Origin of the sequence: Bacillus sp. FSL W7-1346, assembly GCF_038593335.1 — a bacterium.
Lineage (GTDB): Bacteria > Bacillota > Bacilli > Bacillales > Bacillaceae > Bacillus > Bacillus altitudinis.
In genome coordinates, this window is sequence record NZ_CP151988.1 from 3206637 (window position 1) to 3225439 (window position 18803).

An 18803-nucleotide genomic window follows, 5' to 3' on the forward strand; every position below is an offset into this window, starting at 1 on the left:
CAGCCTAAGAGGTGTATCCAGCACCCCTCATCTGTATGTTTTCTTATCTAAAATAGCCTGAAACACCGCTTGAAATACCTGACGCCAATCGATCTTTATAAGTAGCGGATTTCAAAATATTTGAATCAACTGGACTGGAAACAAAACCAGTTTCTAAGAGAACACTTGGCATCTTAGAATATTTAATGACGTAGAAGGCAGCTGTCTTCACGCCACGGTCTCTTGTGCCTAATGCACTGACCATTTTAGGCTGAATATTTTGCGCGAGCTTCAAGCTGTTTGTTGCCGCATATGTTTTGTCATAATACGTTTCAGTTCCATTTGCACTGCTGTTATCATTTGAGTTCGCATGGACACTGATGAAGATATCTGCATTTGCTGACGCACCTTTGCTCACCCGTGTTTGAAGACTGTCGAATGTGTCTGATGTTCTTGACATCGTCACAAGTGCACCTGCGTTGTTTAACTTTGTATTTAGACGTTTGGCTACATCTAAGTTTAAGTTCTTCTCATATAATCCGTAGCCTACCGCTCCTGAATCATGAGCGCCATGACCTGGGTCAATGAATACTTTTTTGCCAACGACAGGATTTTTCAATTGATTCACGACAGTTGGTGTCACTGTATTTGTACTGCCAACGACAGTAAATTTGGTGATTTTTTTGCTGCTAATCGTCGCTCTTGTTACCTTTGGCAGCGTCTTTTCATTCGTTAGGAGCAATGCTTTGTTTTGCTTTGCTGCAATTCCTGCCGCAGAAGATGAAGTGGCATAGCCAAACCCTCTTCCTACATAGGTATTATTTGTGCTCATATTGTATTTTTTCACAATATTCGCAGCCACGTCATAACGAGTAGAGCCTTTGATTCGCGTTGGAGATTTTAATTGATTATAAGCTGCTTTTGTGACGTAATTCTCTCCGCCTACGACAATGGTTTGTTTCACATTGCTTGCTTTTGCAACAGAAGCGATTTCAGAACGAAGGCCCTTTTTATCTGTATATAGAATTGGGAACCCTTTTTGTGCCGCTACAGGTGCAATGGCAATTCCATGTGCATAGAATGACCCTTCAACCACAACGACGCCAGCTGGCGTTTTCATTTTTTTCGCGATATTTGCCGATAGCTCATATCGGTTTTTTCCTGAAATACGTTGTGTAGAGATGCCCATTTTCTTTACTTGATTGACCACGTTGTTTGACACACTTGATGTGCTGCCTAAAACAATAACTGTCTTCGTTTTTAAAGCCGTTAAGGCTTTTTTTGTATCTCCAGAAAGGCTTGTACTATTTGTGTAAAGAACTGGTCCATTTTTTTGATGTGCCAGTGGAATTCCTGCTGTTGCATCTGCATATGCAGTTTTCCCCACTAAAACAACTGTACTTGCTGTTCCCCATCCTTTTTTCGCTACGTTTGCTGCTACAGCATACCGGCTCCCACCATCAATTCGGGAGACCGAGTTATCTGCTGAAGCTGTTGGAACAATAACGAAAATGGCGATGAGGCTGAGGATGGCTGTTTTGATCATTGAGCGCATCTTCTAAGTCCTCCTTTTATTCTTAATAGTTTGTTAGTTTTGTACCTGGATAGTAGAACGAAAGTATGGAAGAATACGAGTTTCCAGATTCAGCTCTAGCTTTGGCGCCGTATTGACTCATACCAATGCCGTGACCATAGCCTTTTCCTGAAATCGTGAAATCATTTGTATTATTCTTTACTGACGCAAACGTACTTTTCACCTTTGTTGCGCCCATGACTGTTCTAAACTCTGTCATTTTCATACTTGCCGTTGTACTTTTGTTCACTGTATACGTACCTGTTTTGTTTTTCAGATGGTAATTCAGCTTGATTGAAACGGTCTTCGCACGCTGACCTTTTGTTTTTCCTGAGAATGTCAGGCTTGAAATAGATGCAATTCTCATGTCAGATGCAGCTGTTTCTTTATTTTTCAACAGCCATGATTTTAGACCAGCAAGGTCGGCAGCATTGGCTTCTTTTGCCTTAGACCACTCAGAAGCTGCTGTACTTGCAGTCAACGTAGTGCCTAATTGCTTTTTAGACAACTTCAGTGTCCACGCATTGACAGGATCTTTTGTGTCTTTTTTGGCGACTAAGTATGGCAGTGCATTCCCCCATACTTCTTCACTCGCCTCAGTGTATCCGCCATTACTAGAATAATAGGTGGCTGAAATAAGTTGATTGTTGTATTTCAGAACCTTGCCTTTTGTGGCATCCACAGCTTTTGTCGAATTTGTGTACCAGTTATATCCTCCATATACTTGGAAGGCTGTTGTATCAGGTACGACTTTTCCAATACTTTTCACTGAATACGTTCTAGCGGCAACAGCTTGTGCTTTTAATGCCTCAACATGCCAGCTCGCAGGCATTTCGTTTGGCACAACACCTTTTAGATAGTCTTCAAATGGAATATTTTCATTAGTCGGCCTGATATATCCTGATTCAATGGCAAAGTTGACGTTACCTAAGTAAGGCTTCCCTGCGATTTGAAGGACATTTTTGGTTGAATATTTCTCAGGAACAACTCTTAATGTGTTATACGTCTTAATGCCTTTTAATGAAATTTTTCCGTTAGAAATATTCAATTGGTAGTTTTGATTTTTTTTCAGATAGACTTGTTTGGCTAAAGAATTTTTTAAACTATCTGTAATCGCACTTGTGCTACCAGCAAGATGGTAAGCATATGTACCTTTTTCTTTCAGCAATGCTTTTAATGACGCTGTGACAGAATCCGGCTTCACATACACAACGGTACTGTTAGATTTTGCAGCCAATTGCGACAAAGGCATTGCATAAATATAGCTAGAGGCTTTTGCCAAGTACACTTTATCTGCATTAATGTTTAATTTTTTAATGATATTCACAGATAATTCGTAGCGATTGGCACCGCTGATTCGTGTCACCTGTGAGGTTTTCTTGATTTGATTTTCTACTTTTTGTCCCGTACTTTTTGTACTGCCGATGATAATGACTTTACTTGGCATTTTATAAGACGGAATGGAATCTTTTTTTGTTAATAGGATTGGGTATCCTTTTCTCGATGCATAGGATGCAATTGCAATCCCATTCATGAATGAGTTCCCGCCGACAACAATTGCTTGCTTATAGTTACCCATTTCTTTGGCGATTTTTTGGGAAATTTCAAATTTGTCTTTCCCACTAATGCGTCTCACTTTTCCATACTTTTTGATTGATTTCTCAGCAGCTGTTGAAATACTTTTCGTATTCCCGACAATTAAGATGTTATCAGGATTCATCTTTTTCAACTGATTTTCGGTTGTCTTCGTTAGCTTTTCAATGTTCGTGTACAAAATTGGGGCGCCTAATTTGTATGCTAACGGCGATACAGAAATGGCATGATCAAATGCATCTCGGCTCACAATCACAACAGTTGAAGGATTTTTCCAGCCTGCAGAAGCGATACTATTGGCTACTTCGTAACGATTTTTGCCGTCGTATCTTTTCGTCACAGCGACATTTGATCCTGATAGTTTGTATTCCCCCGTTGTTGAGAAATCCATGCTGTTTTTGTTTCCGATATAGTTAGACAGTTTTACTGAAATTGTCGAGCTGGCCATGGCAGACTGAAAAGGTGCAATTAGTAGTGTCAGTGTCATGAGAACGATAAGTGTAATGCCTGTTTTCTTCAATTTTGTTCATCCCGCCCATCTTTTTTTACTTCTGTTTTTCAATCTTTTGAATTTCTTTTTGACCTTTGTCATTGATAAAGTAAGAGATTTCTACTTTGTCACCTGGTTTAAATTCATTTAATACATCTTTAAAATTATCCGTAAATTCATAGCTTAAAGTCGTATTCACTTTTTTCGCTTCGACTGTATGTGCATCAGCCATTCCAATAAATTCAGCTTTTTCTTCCAGCACCTGAGGAGTTGAACTGCTTGTCTTGTTTTCTCCTGAGGATTGCTCAGCCGTTCCACATGCTGTGAGCACGATACCTAGTAGTAGTATTAAGAACGGTAAAACGACGATTTTCTTCATTTTTTTCACCTCATGTCTTTGTATCGTCTTATAACTTAATATTTTAAGGTAAATTTAAGGTTTTTTGAAACCTTTTTTTTGTTACAACGTCTATATCTAGGTTCAGAGTAAAAAAATAACTTGTTTATCAAGATTCGTAAACCTATAATCATGGAAGAATGATAGAAAAGGTGAGGGACATTATGAGAGCTGAGAGAAAAAGAAAGAAAAAGAAGGTTCTTTGGATTGTTTTATCGATTATTGGCTTATTCGTATTAGCCACTGGCGGATACGCGTATCATCTTTGGAATACAGCCGCATCAACTGTCGCAGGCATTCAAGAGAACTTAAAGAAGTCAGATAAGCGTGACAAAGATGTCGATTTAAGTAAAAAAGACCCGATCTCCATTTTAGTCATGGGTGTCGATGAAAGAAAGAATGACCGAGGCCGTGCAGATACATTAATATACATGACAGTGAATCCGAAAACGAAAACAACTGAAATGGTGAGTATCCCCCGTGATACGTATACAAAAATTGTCGGAAAAGGCACAATGGATAAAATCAACCACTCCTACGCTTTCGGCGGTACACAAATGGCGGCAGATACAGTAGAGGAACTGCTTGATGTACCTGTGGATTACTTTGTGAAAGTGAATATGGAAAGTTTTAAAGACATTGTCGATACACTTGGCGGCATTACGGTGAACAGCACGTTTGCTTTCAGCTATGATGGACATTCATTTGGTACAGGAGAAATTAACCTGAACGGCGATCAAGCCCTTGCCTATACAAGAATGAGAAAGCAAGATCCTAAAGGTGATTTCGGCCGTCAGCAAAGACAGCGCCAAGTCATCGAAGGTATTATTGCAAAAGGGGCTAACATTTCCTCTATTACGAAATTCGGCGATATGTTTAAAGTCGTTGAAAACAACATGAAAACCAATATGTCCTTTGACGACATGTGGACGATGATGAATGATTATCGTGATGCAAGACAAAATGTGAAACAGCACGAGCTGAAAGGTACAGGCGCACGAATCAATAATATTTATTACTATCAGCTTGATGACAGCAGTTTAGCGAAAGTGAAGAAGGAATTGAAGGATAGTTTGGAAGCTTCGTAAATAAAAAACACCTTTTTTGAGAAAGGTGTCAGATTGTTGACAAAGGGCTAAAATGAACTTTATTTTAGCCTTTTGTCTTCTTTTCAGCGTGATAGAAAACCTTTGCAGTCTAGGAAGGACGAGTACTGACGCGGAGCGAATTTGAATTCGTGAGCACCAGCACGCAGGACTGACAAAGAATGCGAGGGTTTGTCTACATGCTGAGAAGACTACAGAAATGTAGTCTTCTTTTTTTATGATTGGAATGGGGCTGGTTTTTCATCACTTAAACCATAACGATGGAGAAGCTCTTCAACAATTCGTTTCGACGCTTGTCCATCACCATAAGGGTTAGAAGCCTTCGACATGTTATCGTACTCTTCCCGGTCTTCTAACAGCTCTTTTGCCATCTGATAAATGGTTTCTTCATCCGTTCCTGCAAGCTTAAGCGTACCAGCTTTCACGCCTTCAGGACGTTCTGTTGTATCACGCAGCACTAATACTGGCTTTCCTAAAGAGGGAGCTTCCTCCTGCACACCGCCTGAATCCGTTAAAATAAAGTGCGACGCAGCAGCAAAGTTATGGAAATCAACCACTTCAAGCGGCTCAATTAAGTGCACACGATCAAGATCACTGAATTCCGTCTGTGCCGCATCACGAACAGCAGGATTTAAATGGACAGGGTATACGACTTGAACATCTTGAAATTCTTCTACAACACGGCGAATCGCTCTAAACATGTTCTTCATCGGCTGACCAAGATTTTCTCTGCGATGAGCCGTTAACAAGATCATTTTATCTGTGCCTATTTTCTCTAAAATAGGGTGTTGATACTGCTCTGTAACCGTTGTTTGCAATGCATCAATTGCTGTATTTCCTGTTACAAAGATGGTCTCTTCTTTTTTATTTTCAACTAAAAGATTCTGCTTTGCCTCATGTGTCGGCGCAAAATGAATATCGGCTATATTTCCTGTCATTTGACGGTTCAATTCTTCTGGAAACGGTGAGTATTTATTATGTGTTCTTAACCCCGCTTCAACATGACCTACTGAAATTTGGTGATAAAACGCAGCCAAACTTCCTGCAAAGGTTGTTGTTGTGTCTCCATGTACAAGCACAATATCAGGTTTTTCCTGTTGGAATAATTGATCTAATTTCAACAGTGCATTTGATGTGATTTCAGATAATGTTTGACGTTCTTTCATAATATTTAAATCATGATCGGGCGTAATATCAAAAGCTTTCAGCACTTGATCAAGCATTTGTCGATGTTGAGCCGTCACAGTAACTGAAGATTTAATTTGTGGATGTTTTTTTAGCTCAAGGACAAGGGGTGCCATTTTAATCGCTTCAGGCCTCGTCCCGAATACAGTCATTACATGTAATGTTCTCAATAGTCGATGCCTCTTTTCTTCTCATTTTATGAGTCCATTATACAAAAATTATCTACAATTGATAATTGAACTTCATTATAGCTTAATAAAATATCTATACAAAACATCAATCATGTTTACAAATTTATCTTAAAATTATTTTAAACATCACAATAGAGTTTGACTCCTTTTAAAAGTAAGATAGAATTTAATAGTAAACTCTGTATATATACAAAAGGAAGGTGCAAAGTTCATTGAAAAAAGTACGTAAAGCCATTATACCAGCTGCCGGTCTAGGAACACGTTTTCTTCCTGCAACAAAGGCCATGCCTAAGGAAATGCTCCCTATCGTAGATAAACCAACTATTCAGTATATTATTGAAGAAGCTGTTGATTCAGGCATCGAAGATATTATTATTGTGACTGGGAAAGGGAAAAGAGCTATAGAAGATCATTTTGATTTTGCTCCCGAACTAGAAAGGAATCTAGAAGAAAAAGGAAAAATAGAATTACTAGAAAAAGTAAGGAAATCATCTAATATTGCAGATATTCATTACATCCGCCAAAAAGAACCAAAAGGTTTAGGACATGCCGTTTGGTGCGCACGCAACTTTATCGGTGATGAACCCTTTGCTGTTTTATTAGGTGATGATATTGTCCAAGCCGAAACACCTGGACTTCGCCAGCTGATGGATGAATATGAAAAAACCCTTTCGTCCGTGATCGGTGTTCAGCAGGTAGCAGACAGCGATACGCATCGCTATGGAATCATTGATCCTCTTACCCAAGAAGGACGCCGCTATCAAGTGAAAAACTTTGTTGAAAAGCCGCCGCAAGGAACAGCACCATCCAATTTAGCCATTTTGGGGCGCTACATTTTCACGCCTGAGATCTTTATGTACCTTGATCAACAAGAAATTGGTGCGGGCGGAGAAATTCAGCTGACAGATGCCATCCAAAAGCTCAATGACATCCAGCGGGTATTTGCCTATGATTTTGAAGGAAAACGATATGATGTTGGAGAGAAGCAAGGTTTCATCGAAACGACGCTAGAGTTTGCCCTTCAAGATGAAGAGCTAAAGAAAAAACTCATCCCATTTATGAAACAGCTTCTTGAAAAAGAAGAAGTGAATTAAAAAAGCTGCCGGCATCGGCAGCTTTTTTATTTGGTCGCTGAAACGGTCAGCGTATGCTGTTCATTATCAATGACAAACAGGTTATGTTCGCCCTTTACTGCGAACTTCGTTTGTTTCTCATTCATCCAGACATTCTGTTCTGTCAGTCCAAGTGTTGAAGGAGAGATAGGCATGATCTCGCGGAACACCATCGTATTCGCCAGACCATTTTGAATCACATAATCGGTTTTCTCAGTGGTCAGCCGCTCAACGGTATCACCTTGCTCACTTTTGACCGAGCTAAGTGTTTGCATTCTTTGCTTCAGCACAGACTCTTCTTTTCCAAGGAAAGAAAGTAAGTACTCATACGAACCCGCAGATGCGGGTGATACGTAGGAATTGAACTGTGCTGGTCCGATAGATAATGGTTTCAATTCATCTGCGTTTTGTAGCGCATCAGGTTGCACATAATACGTCTCTGATGCTGTTTTGATTTGAACGACTTGTTTATTTTTAGCCACAGCCTTCACTTCTTGTCCAAACGATAATGTGACGTCTGCCTTTTTTTTCATGGCCCTGTCTGTATAAACCGTCATTGGATCTGCCTTAACTACAGCCTGTTGATCAATCTTTTTCATATCATCAGAGGCACCTTTCGTCTCATGGTTCGTTGATTGGGGCGCCTCTGTTTTACCTGAGGGAATTGCACCAAATGTCGCCAGTGTACGCAGCGGACGATCCGAAAACATAGAAAGGGCAAGTAAGATGGTTAAAACAGCTATTATGGTCACTTGAAAGGCTGGTCCAAAAAATGAACGTCGTTTCCCACTTTCTTTATAACGGGTGACTTTTTCCGTCTTTTGAACGCCTTTTCTACCTTCCTTATGTTCCATTTGGTATTTTTGTTTCTCTTTTTTGGAAAGCTTGTTAAACCAGTCAACAAACTCCTTATACTCTTTCACGACCTTTTTCGTTTCATCAAACATACGAAGCTCACCATAATGCATCCAAGCAACCCGATCACAGATTTTTTGAATTTGACTAATGGAATGACTGACAAAAAAGATTGTCTTCCCTTGTTCTTTGAATTCTGTGATACGATCCACGCATTTTTGATAGAAGGTTTGGTCACCAACGGACAACGCTTCATCAATAATCAAGATATCTGGATCGATATGCGCTGAAATGGCGAAACCTAGACGTGATTTCATTCCGCTTGAATAACTCTTCACGGGTTGATCAATAAAGTCACCGATATCCGCAAACTCTACGATTTTTTCATAAAGATCGTCAATTTCCTTATTTGTCAGACCCATCATTAAGCATTTTAAACGAATGTTGTCTTTACCGCTTAACTGATTGTTCAGCCCTGCAGCAATGGCAATTAACGATGGCTGACCGTCCATATCAATCTCACCGCTTGTCGGTGGAATGATTTTCGCTAGAAGGTTCGACATTGTGGATTTCCCAGACCCGTTGATCCCTACAAAACCAATCGTCTCTCCTTCATAGACATCAAACGATACATCACGAACGGCAAAGAAACCTTTTTCATTTTTATTAGGTAAAAACAGCCCTTTAATCTTATCCGACTGTTTTTTATATAGGACGTATTGCTTGGATACGTTTCGAAACGAAACCTTTAGTTTCATCGTATAATCTCCTTACTTTTTAAAGAAAATCGACAAATTTATCCCTAAATTTCATATGAAGCAATGAACCGACTGTTAAAAGAAGAAGCGTAATCAACCAGAAATAAAGTGTATATTTCACATCATGGAAGAACCATTCTCCCTTTAACAAGCTATTTCTGAAACCATCAATAATGTAGAAAAGAGGATTTAATCTTAAAATATCCCCTATCCATGCTTTGTCTCCAGTGAGCTTTTCTGAGATATTCCAAAAAATCGGCAGCAAAAAGAAAAGTAAACGTGTCACTGATTGTAAAAGAAATTGATAGTCCCTTACGAGTACACTAATTGTTGAATTAAACAAACTAAACGAAAACATAAACGCGATCATACATATAAGGTAGTAAATATATTGTAGCCAATGCGCGTCAGGATATATGCCATAAGAAATCAGCACAATCAGATAGACACCCATCATGACAAAATAGCTGAACAAATTGGACATGATGACCACAGACGGCAGCGCACTAATCGGAAAATTCATTTTTGATACCATATTAATGCGTTTAAACACACTGTTTGATCCATCAAGGATCGTCGGACTAATGAAGAACCACGGTATTAATCCAGCAAGCATCCAGATGATAAATGGAATCTCCATGCCTCCAATGATAATTGGCTGTCCTCCGCGAATGCCTAAACCAAAAACAAACCAGTAAGCCAGCATTTGAATCAATGGATTTAAAAACTGCCATAAAACACCTAAATAATTCATCTGATATTTTGATTTTGTTTCATAAACAGCAAGTCGCATAATCAGCGGAAATGAGCTGATTTGCTCCTTTAATATCGTCAACATTGCGTTCATTCTAATCTTCCTTAGATATAAGTTTTTGGAATTACTTTTTTTAAAAGCACCGCTCATAATTGTACCAGAAGTTGAGGAATATTTCACTTATCAGGAAATACACATCATAAACAATATAAAAAGGAGGAAGCTACTTCCTCCTTTTTAAAATTAAACTTTCAATCTTGATAAGAATCGGGTAATATTCGTTGAACTTTTTAAAGAAATGTTTCCTTTGGCCGTTTCGTATATTTCTACCTGAAAAGGTCTTAAGTTATACCTATTATATAGTCTATCTGTTAATAAATTTTTTCTTAATCTAAAGTGACGATCTTGCGAGCAGTAAAAAAGGTCATATGTCTTAAACCCTTCAAAGAAATGTTCCCATTTAATATTGAACTCTGTACTTGATGTTCTTTTCAGAAAAATTACTTCTCTTGTTATTCGATTTTTCAAATAGAATGTCCCTGTTTCTATTATTGGCTTTTCTGCTAATATAGAAACACCTTCATCATTCAAAATCAATTGTTCTACTTTTACATTTATATTTTCAATAGATAGGTTTCCGTTAATAGTGAAAAAGAGATGAAAATTAGATTGATTGCAATGATTAAGGGCTCCCTTGTACATTTGCTTAGAAATTCTAAATTTATCTTCTTTGTCGTTTCTTTGAACAATAAGATAAATATCATATGTTGCAATTTGATTCAAATCTTCTAAAGAAAATTCCGCATTTAATTGACCAACATCATTTGTAAATGTATTGATCAATTTTTTTTCCGATAAATTATGTCTTGACTCAAAAGAAAGAAATACCTGAGCATCATTAAACGTTTTTGGTATATCGATATCTCTGAATATAATTTTTTGACCATCAACATCTATATGATTTATTTTGATAAATTCTTCTTTTAGTACTTTAATTTCAAAGAGTTCATCCGGAATATTGAGACTTTCGTTTCTAAAAAAGGGAAGGGCCCAATAGTATTTACCATTCTCTTTTAATATATTTCCTTTTTGATTACCAGCTAAATAATATATTAATTCCTCATGAAGCTCATTCAAAATAAAGTAGATATATAAATTACTAGTAATCCCTAAATCATTGTCAAAGATATTATCAATCTTTTGTAAAATCGGTTTAATTTCTTTATAAAATACGTGCCTAAACTTTTTATCCCAAACGATATTTTTAATCGGAAAGAACAAACGTTCAATATTTCTTTTAAGAAATTCATTTAAAAGCTCTTTATCACCATAATTCTCGAAATATTCTAATTGATATTTAAGTGATTCTATCCGATCTTGAAAGTTTCGTAAATCACCATTTAATTGAGTTATTGACTTTTGAGTTGCTTCTTCTCCTCTTTTTCTCCAAAGATAAACAACATCCGTAATGATTGATATTTTTTTCGCATATAAAAATGCCTTATGAACCATTGGGCGATCTGCATATAGCATACCTGGAGGCATAAAACATTGATATTCAAAGATCAACTCTCTCCGAAATATCTTGTTCCAATAAAATCCATCATAAAAAACATCAGGATAATCTTTTACTTTCTCGATTAATTTATTCTTTTGCCAAACTTCTCTTTCCTTTTTATAAATAATTTCTTTTTGAAAACCGTTTATTAAGATATTAGGCCTTCCTATCACAATATCAGACTCAGTTTTCTTTGCTTCTAAATATAATTTTTCATAGGCATCAAGAGGAAGAATGTCATCTGAATCCATGAGCGTAATGTATTCTCCTGTTGCATATTTTAATCCGTGATTCCCCGCATTGGCGCCCCCACTATTTTTTTGATGAATTACCATCATATTTGAATATTTTTTTTCATATTCATCTAAAATTTCGGCACTATTATCAGGACTCTCATCATTTACTGCAATAATTTGCAAATCTGGCAATGATTGATTAACAAGTGAATCAAGGCACTCCTTCAAATAGTATTCTGTATTATAAACCAATACAACAACGCTTAGTTTATACTGACTCATTCGATAGTTCACCCACTTGATTCGTCATTCTTATGTTGACTTGATTATGAAAATTGTCCAAAACTATTTTCATGATGGTACAGATTTGTTCAACTTCACTTAAGGATAGTTCTGTGTACATTGGCAATGCTAAAATTCGATTACTAACATATACTGCTACTGGCGTTTCACTTGAATCAAATGTATAGCAACCGAAGTCATTACAAAGAGGATAGAAATATTTCCTGGTAAACAAATTATATGCTTTCAATTCTTCATTTACATAATCTCTCATCTCTTGATTTTCTAAAATTATTGGAAAGTATGAATAGTTGTGATGGACATTATCATCAATTGCTACAACATTAATTCCTGGTATCTCAGATAATTTTTCTTCATATTGATGATAAATTTTTTTTCTTGTTATTATATCTTGATCAATTTCTTCCAAATTCACTAATCCCATAGCAGCTTGGAATTCATTCATCTTTGCGTTAATTCCAATATAATCAACTGTTTCATTTGAAGTAATACCAAAATTTTTCAAAGCTTTTAATTGTTGAATTAATCCTTTCTGTTTAAAACAAAGAACTCCACCTTCAATCGAATGAAAAACTTTGGTTGCATGCATACTAAACATAGATGCATAGCCAAATTCTGCAATCGGTTTACCATTTATTTTAATTCCAAAAGCATGTGCTGCATCATAGATAACAGGTATTCCATAATCCCTTGAAATTCGATCTAATTCATTCACATCACAAGGGTTTCCAAAAACATGCACTGCTACAATTGCTTTTGTTTTTTCAGTAATGAGTTTTTCAATATGATTGATATTGATATTGAATGTATTTGGTTCTATGTCACAAAAAACTGGCTGGAAACCTGTATTTTTTATTGCATGAACTGTAGAAGCAAAAGTAAAAGGTGTTGTAATCACTTCACCCTTTTCTTCTATTGTTTTTAAAGCAATTTCTAATGCTAAGTGGCCATTGGTAAAGAGTTCAATTTGGGGTGCCCCAAGATATTCTTGAAGATTTTTTTTAAACTCTTCATGTAATGGACCGTCATTTGTTAACCATTTATTCTCCCAAATACTTTTTATCTTATCCGTGTAATATTCAAGTTTTGGAAGTTTTGGTTTTGTCACATGAATTGGCGTTTGAAATTTAAATTGTCTTATCATTTAATTTCTCCAATCAATTAATGCTTCTATCGAGTCTACGTCAAACACAGGGATGTCAATTGCTTTAATTTGATCTCTTTCGCTAAAAGAATCATCAATAAATATAGAAGGTATTTGATTATCTACAAACTTTGATTTCATATCTTCTTTTTTTAGATGAATGACACGATCAAAAAGGTTAATGTGGATTCGAAGCTTTTCCAAAGTTTCTTTGATATCATTGATATGCTTTGTAATTAGGATAATTTCCTTCTCATTATTAAAACATTGATATAAAAATAACATTAAATGAGGATTAACTTTATCTTTATACGTAATCGTATCATCAAAATCCACGTACACTCTTTGATAAGAGTATTGAATGCTAAATCGATTAATCAAAGCCCTGTCTACTTCAAGGTTCACACCGTTATCTTCTATTTTTATATCAAAATCCATTCGATCATATAAACTCAGTAAAGGGAAGTTTACACCTTTGTTACGATATAATGCCATAGTTCCTGCAATTCGCGGTGCCACTTCTAACAACTTGTATTGACCGTTCACATCTTCTTTAATTTGAAAAAACCAAGCTCCTCTAAATTTAAGATGTTTATTAATTTCTTGCGCTATCTGTGTTGTTTGCTCATCCATCGGTAACGTGGAAGAGTTTACACTTATACCACTCTTAATACGCTTTCTTTCACGTCTCCCAGTATATTCAAGTTCTCCATTTCTATTTGTAAAGCAATCTATTGTATATTCTTTACCTGGGAGATATTCTAGTATTAATAAGTCGGATTGATTATTTTTATAAAACTCCAGCTCTTTTTTATTTCTTGCAAGTGCTACTCCTTTTGATCCTTGTCCAACATCTGGCTTTAAGAATACGGGGAATGTATCTACATCATCAACCTTTTCATACATTTTTGGAACAAAAGATTGTTTTTCAAAAAATTCATACGTTTTCTTTTTCGATCTTGAAATCTCACAAGTCAATTGATCTGATGTTATAACTATGGCATGAAGTCGCTCTCGATTCTGTGCTAAATTTAATACCACACTATCATGTGCAGGGAAAATAAAATCAATTTCATTTTCTTTAATTATACGATTTAATTGATCAATAAAGCCTTCGTCATGGATATTTGGCATACCCTCTATATAATTCTTATATACATACTTACCATGATCAGAGACGCTGGAAGCACCGATCAATTCAAAGTCTTTTGAGTACTTAAGAGAATTGTGAATCTCCAAGCCAATCTCAGAACCACATGGAAACACTAGAACTTTTTTCATTGTTACCTCCAATTATTTTTTGAATACTGTTTCGATAACTAATTTAGCTGAATTTCCTGTTTCCAGGCTACAATAATCTTGGAAAAATTCATTATATTTTTCTTCATATTCTTTTTCCACACGATGAATATTTTTTATCGCATCAAATAACTCTGTTTGTTCCTGTAATACTGGACCTGGCAAGTCCTTGTACATATCTAAGTAAAAACCTCTTATCTCCTGTTTATAAAGTTGATAATCATAAGCATAGAACAATATCGGCTTTTTGCTATTTGCATACTCAAAAAACACAGAAGAATAATCCGTGATTAAAATATCACTGACTAAATACAATTCCTGAATATCATCATATTTAGATAAATCAATGATTGAAGAATGTTTGCTTGGATTAAGCACTAAATAATCTGAAATTAAATGGTGCATTCTTAAGATTAATACATAATCATCACCAAATTCATTCTGGAACTGATCTAAATCGAATTGTATCTCAAAGGAATGGTTCCATGATCCATTGGATTCATTATCTCTCCAAGTTGGAGCATACAATATAACTTGTTTTTCCTTAGGAATACTCAACTTTCTTTTAATGGATTCAATTTTTTCTATATTATTCGTTTTATAAAAAATATCATTAGATGGATAGCCATTTAATATGATCTCTTTTTCAAACTTAAAAGCCCGCTTAAAGATATCACCAGAGTATTTATTAGCTGCCAATAGAAAATCCCAATTACGAGATTCTAAATAAAAATTTTCCCTAGCCAATTTTTCAGGACCATCTACTTCTATGTCATAACCCAATCTTTTTAAAGGCGTTCCGTGCCATGTCTGGATATACACATTACCTTCTCTTTTCCGATGTACCGGGAAAATAATATTGTTCACCCAATATTTTGAAAGCGCCAGGTATCGATAATAATCTTCTTCTTCTCTACTTACTACAATTGGGTTTCCTGGTAATTTCGATTCTCCTTGATAAGACCATACAAATTGATACTCTTCACCATATCCATTTTCCAATAAGTATTCATATATATATTTTGGATTTCCTGAGTAACTTTTTCCTAAAAAACTTTCAAAGAAAATCATTTTCTTATGAATTGGATGATTATCACAAGTATTATTAAAGATAGTTTTACCTCTAGCGATATTGTATGTCTTAATATATTGTTCATTATCAGTAAACCAGCATGCTAAGCTCTCTTTTCCCATAGTTACATATATAATAAGCTTGAAGTTATCTTTATATTCATTATTTAGTAGATACCTATCTTCTTCTCTTGAGAAATCATTATAACCTGTCATATCTACTAGTTCCTTATAACAGATTCGTTTCTTATCATCCCTTATTTGCAAAAAGAAGTCCCATCTGCTATTGAGATCCAAATGTTGTTTTAATTTATCTATCAAAATAATTTTTTTAAAAATATATTTATTCTTTTCTTTCTGAAAATCTAAAGAGTAGCCATATGACTTGTTATTGTCTCTTCTTACTGCAATTAATTCTAATTGTCTAACTGAATATTCATCTGAAAATTGGATTACTTCCCCCTCAATATAAAAGTTCGAGCCTACACTTTTTAAATTTTTTATATGCTGAGTAAAAATATTTTTTTTATAATCAAAAGATAGATTTCCGTTTTTGGTTTTAAAACTTTTTAGTTTTAAGTTCAAATCCTCTGAATATGATGTAAACCCTTGATTATTTATGCTAAATACAGTTCTCTTACGAAAATATTTACTATAAAATTGAAGAGTAATATACACATCCAAAGTTCCATTACTATTAAGATCTACAATATCTTGAAGATTAAAAACAGAGATGTTTTTTTTAATTTTGCTCTTTAAAAATCTGCCACTCTCACGATCTTTCAAAATTACATATTTATTAAATAAACTAAAGCCTAAATGATTAACAACTAAATGGAGTTCTTCTTTTTTAATTTGGATTTTCACTTTATGTTTACTTATTTTTGACTTTAATATTTTAGAAACTAATTTTTTAATTTTCATTTTTAGTCTTCGTAACCTCATCTCAATTACATTTTTCACAATAGCAATAAAGAAAAAATTCCCCATTCATGGTGTTGAATAGGGCTTTTCAAAAATAAAATATTACTTTACTGTATTGTATGCTTTTTGATAGTAATTTTTATACTCATCGTCTATAATATTTTTAAACCATAGAGAGTTATCTAAATACCAATCAATTGTTTTTATAATACCTGTTTCAAAATGATATTTCGGCTGCCATTGGAGTTCTTTTTCTATTTTTGTTGGATCAATCGCATAACGTCTATCATGACCTTTTCGATCTCTAACAAAGGCTATTAAGTCTTCGGTAACCGTGTGATCTACCTTCTCATTTAAATAAGTTATGATTTTTTTCACAAGGTCAATATTTGTCTTTTCGTTATGTCCGCCAATATTATATACTTCTCCAAGTTGGCCATTTTGAATAACTAAGTCTACAGCACTGCAATGGTCTTCAACAAAAAGCCAATCCCTAACGTTCAATCCATCTCCATAAACAGGGATGCTCTTTTTTTCAATACAGTGATGAATAACAAGTGGTATCAATTTTTCTGGAAACTGAAATGGTCCATAGTTGTTAGAGCATCTTGTAATATTCATAGGGAATTTATACGTATCAAAAAACGATTGTACCAGTAAATCACCCGAAGCCTTACTAGCTGAATACGGACTATGAGGATCTAAAGGTGTTTCTTCTGTAAAATACCCTTCCTCACTCAATGAACCGTACACTTCATCTGTTGAAATCTGAATAAACTTTTTTCCTTCTTTATAAGAGTCTGCATCTGTTTGCCAGAATTCTTTAGCTGTATTCAAAAGATTCAATGTACCAAGCACATTGGTTTCCACAAATACTTGCGGATTTTCGATACTTCTATCTACATGAGATTCAGCTGCAAAATTCACTACATAATCAATTTCGTTATTTTCAAAAATTTCACTCAATAATTCCGAATCCTTAATATCACCTTTAATAAATTTATAATTCACGAAATGTTCATATTGAGATAAGTTTTCAAGATTCCCTGCATAAGTTAGTTTGTCTAGATTTATAATTTTTATATCTGTATACTTGTCTAACATATATGATATAAAGTTAGAACCAATAAAACCTGCTCCACCTGTAACAAGGTAAGTTTTCATTATTCTCTCCTTTGTAACTTCTATTTAAGAATGACTTCTTTATTTTCAGCTAAATCTAATAAGTATTTGCCATATTCAGTTTTCGTTAATGGTAGAGCTAAACGAGAAAGTTGTTCTTCATTTATATACCCTTTACGATAAGCAATTTCTTCTAATGAAGCGACATAGAGCCCTTGTCTATTTTGAACTGCCTCAATATAATTACTTGCCTCTAGTAAACTTTTATGTGTACCAGTGTCTAGCCAAGCCATTCCTCTACCCATAATTTCCACTTTCAATTCACCATTTTTCAAATAAAAATCATTAATAGAACTAATTTCAACTTCCCCTCTTGCAGAGGGTTTAACATTTTTTGCGATTTCCACCACTTTATTATCATAAAAATAGAGACCAGGTACCGCATAGTTTGATTTAGGTTGGCTAGGTTTTTCTTCAATGCCAAGAACATTTCCGCTATTATCAAATTGGACAACACCGTAATCCTCTGGATTCTTTACATAATACCCAAAAACAAGCGCACCTGTCGTTAGTTCTACTGCTTTGTTTAGGATTTCAGTTAAACCTTGTCCATAAAATATATTATCACCGAGCACAAGACACACATTATCTTGGCCTATAAATTCTTCTCCAATAATAAAAGCATCTGCAAGTCCTTTAGGTTCTTTTTGTACCTCATAACTTATTTGTATTCCTAAAGTTTCTCCCGTCCCTAGAAGACGTCTAAATTGTTCTAAATCATCTGGGGTAGTAATAATAAGTACTTCTTTAATACCACTTAGCATTAGAACTGATAGTGGATAATAAATCATTGGTTTGTCGTAAATGGGAACTAATTGTTTAGAGATACCCTTTGTAATTGGATAAAGCCGCGAGCCCGTACCACCAGCTAAAATTATTCCTTTCAAGATGATCCTCCTATGAAAAAATACTCAGAAAAGCCTTAAATCCTAAGAAATTATTTGTTTTTTATTTGAATATCAGCTTTATAATAACATATACCTAATACAAAGTTAATAGTTAAAATTCGGTCCTAAATTACAATTCTAAATAAATAAACCAAAAAAAGCACTATTAAGGGATTCACTCTTAGGCATGAGGATCCCTTAGTAGT

The 18803-nt window shown here is 35.1% G+C and carries 14 protein-coding genes; 2 read left to right on the forward strand and 12 right to left on the reverse strand.

Features of this window, described 5'->3' with window-relative positions; translation table 11 throughout:
• Positions 1 to 43: 43 nt before the first annotated feature.
• Genes NST09_RS16610 through NST09_RS16620 form a run of 3 tightly spaced genes read right to left on the reverse strand, consistent with a single transcriptional unit; the run spans position 44 to position 4014 of the window.
• The gene (locus NST09_RS16610; protein ID WP_024719256.1) at positions 44 to 1534 is read right to left on the reverse strand and encodes an N-acetylmuramoyl-L-alanine amidase; all 1491 of its coding nucleotides are present in this window, start codon (positions 1532 to 1534) and stop codon (positions 44 to 46) included.
• A gap of 22 nt (positions 1535 to 1556) precedes the next feature.
• Positions 1557 to 3665: a SpoIID/LytB domain-containing protein gene (locus NST09_RS16615; RefSeq protein ID WP_008348301.1), complete on the reverse strand. Its 2109-nt coding sequence runs from the start codon at positions 3663 to 3665 to the stop codon at positions 1557 to 1559.
• Positions 3666 to 3690: 25 nt separating this feature from the next.
• The gene (locus NST09_RS16620) at positions 3691 to 4014 is read right to left on the reverse strand and encodes a LytA (protein WP_342493131.1); all 324 of its coding nucleotides are present in this window, start codon (positions 4012 to 4014) and stop codon (positions 3691 to 3693) included.
• A gap of 182 nt (positions 4015 to 4196) precedes the next feature.
• Here NST09_RS16620 and NST09_RS16625 point away from each other — a divergent pair, with 182 nt between their 5' ends.
• Positions 4197 to 5120 (forward strand): LytR family transcriptional regulator, encoded by a 924-nt coding sequence (locus NST09_RS16625; protein WP_116306309.1) that lies wholly within the window; start codon positions 4197 to 4199, stop codon positions 5118 to 5120.
• Between the two features lie 233 nt (positions 5121 to 5353).
• On the opposite strand, the gene wecB is transcribed toward NST09_RS16625, so the two are convergent.
• Entirely contained in the window at positions 5354 to 6493 is a 1140-nt protein-coding gene (wecB, locus tag NST09_RS16630) for a UDP-N-acetylglucosamine 2-epimerase (non-hydrolyzing) (RefSeq protein ID WP_116306311.1), read from the reverse strand.
• Between the two features lie 233 nt (positions 6494 to 6726).
• Here wecB and galU point away from each other — a divergent pair, with 233 nt between their 5' ends.
• On the forward strand, positions 6727 to 7608 hold the full coding sequence (gene galU / locus NST09_RS16635) for a UTP--glucose-1-phosphate uridylyltransferase GalU (protein ID WP_057078980.1): 882 nt from the start codon (positions 6727 to 6729) through the stop codon (positions 7606 to 7608).
• Positions 7609 to 7634: 26 nt separating this feature from the next.
• On the opposite strand, the gene tagH is transcribed toward galU, so the two are convergent.
• From tagH to rfbA, 8 genes are all read right to left on the reverse strand, one after another.
• Positions 7635 to 9239 carry a teichoic acids export ABC transporter ATP-binding subunit TagH gene (gene tagH / locus NST09_RS16640; protein ID WP_116306313.1) on the reverse strand — a complete coding sequence of 535 codons (1605 nt, stop codon included), beginning with the start codon at positions 9237 to 9239 and terminating at the stop codon, positions 7635 to 7637.
• Positions 9240 to 9258: 19 nt separating this feature from the next.
• Positions 9259 to 10086 carry an ABC transporter permease gene (locus tag NST09_RS16645; protein WP_116306315.1) on the reverse strand — a complete coding sequence of 276 codons (828 nt, stop codon included), beginning with the start codon at positions 10084 to 10086 and terminating at the stop codon, positions 9259 to 9261.
• Positions 10087 to 10236: 150 nt separating this feature from the next.
• Entirely contained in the window at positions 10237 to 12069 is a 1833-nt protein-coding gene (locus NST09_RS16650; RefSeq protein ID WP_057078978.1) for a glycosyltransferase family 2 protein, read from the reverse strand.
• Positions 12056 to 13234, reverse strand: a complete 1179-nt coding sequence (locus NST09_RS16655) for a DegT/DnrJ/EryC1/StrS family aminotransferase (protein ID WP_039170374.1) — start codon at positions 13232 to 13234, stop codon at positions 12056 to 12058. The genes NST09_RS16650 and NST09_RS16655 overlap by 14 nt, the downstream gene beginning before the upstream one ends.
• Positions 13235 to 14515: an ATP-grasp domain-containing protein gene (locus NST09_RS16660; protein ID WP_116306317.1), complete on the reverse strand. Its 1281-nt coding sequence runs from the start codon at positions 14513 to 14515 to the stop codon at positions 13235 to 13237.
• A 12-nt stretch (positions 14516 to 14527) separates the two neighbouring features.
• On the reverse strand, positions 14528 to 16528 hold the full coding sequence (locus tag NST09_RS16665) for a CDP-glycerol glycerophosphotransferase family protein (RefSeq protein ID WP_116306319.1): 2001 nt from the start codon (positions 16526 to 16528) through the stop codon (positions 14528 to 14530).
• Positions 16529 to 16630: 102 nt separating this feature from the next.
• Positions 16631 to 17692: a dTDP-glucose 4,6-dehydratase gene (gene rfbB, locus NST09_RS16670; RefSeq protein WP_057078974.1), complete on the reverse strand. Its 1062-nt coding sequence runs from the start codon at positions 17690 to 17692 to the stop codon at positions 16631 to 16633.
• A 20-nt stretch (positions 17693 to 17712) separates the two neighbouring features.
• Positions 17713 to 18597: a glucose-1-phosphate thymidylyltransferase RfbA gene (rfbA, locus tag NST09_RS16675; RefSeq protein ID WP_057078973.1), complete on the reverse strand. Its 885-nt coding sequence runs from the start codon at positions 18595 to 18597 to the stop codon at positions 17713 to 17715.
• Positions 18598 to 18803: the final 206 nt, after the last annotated feature.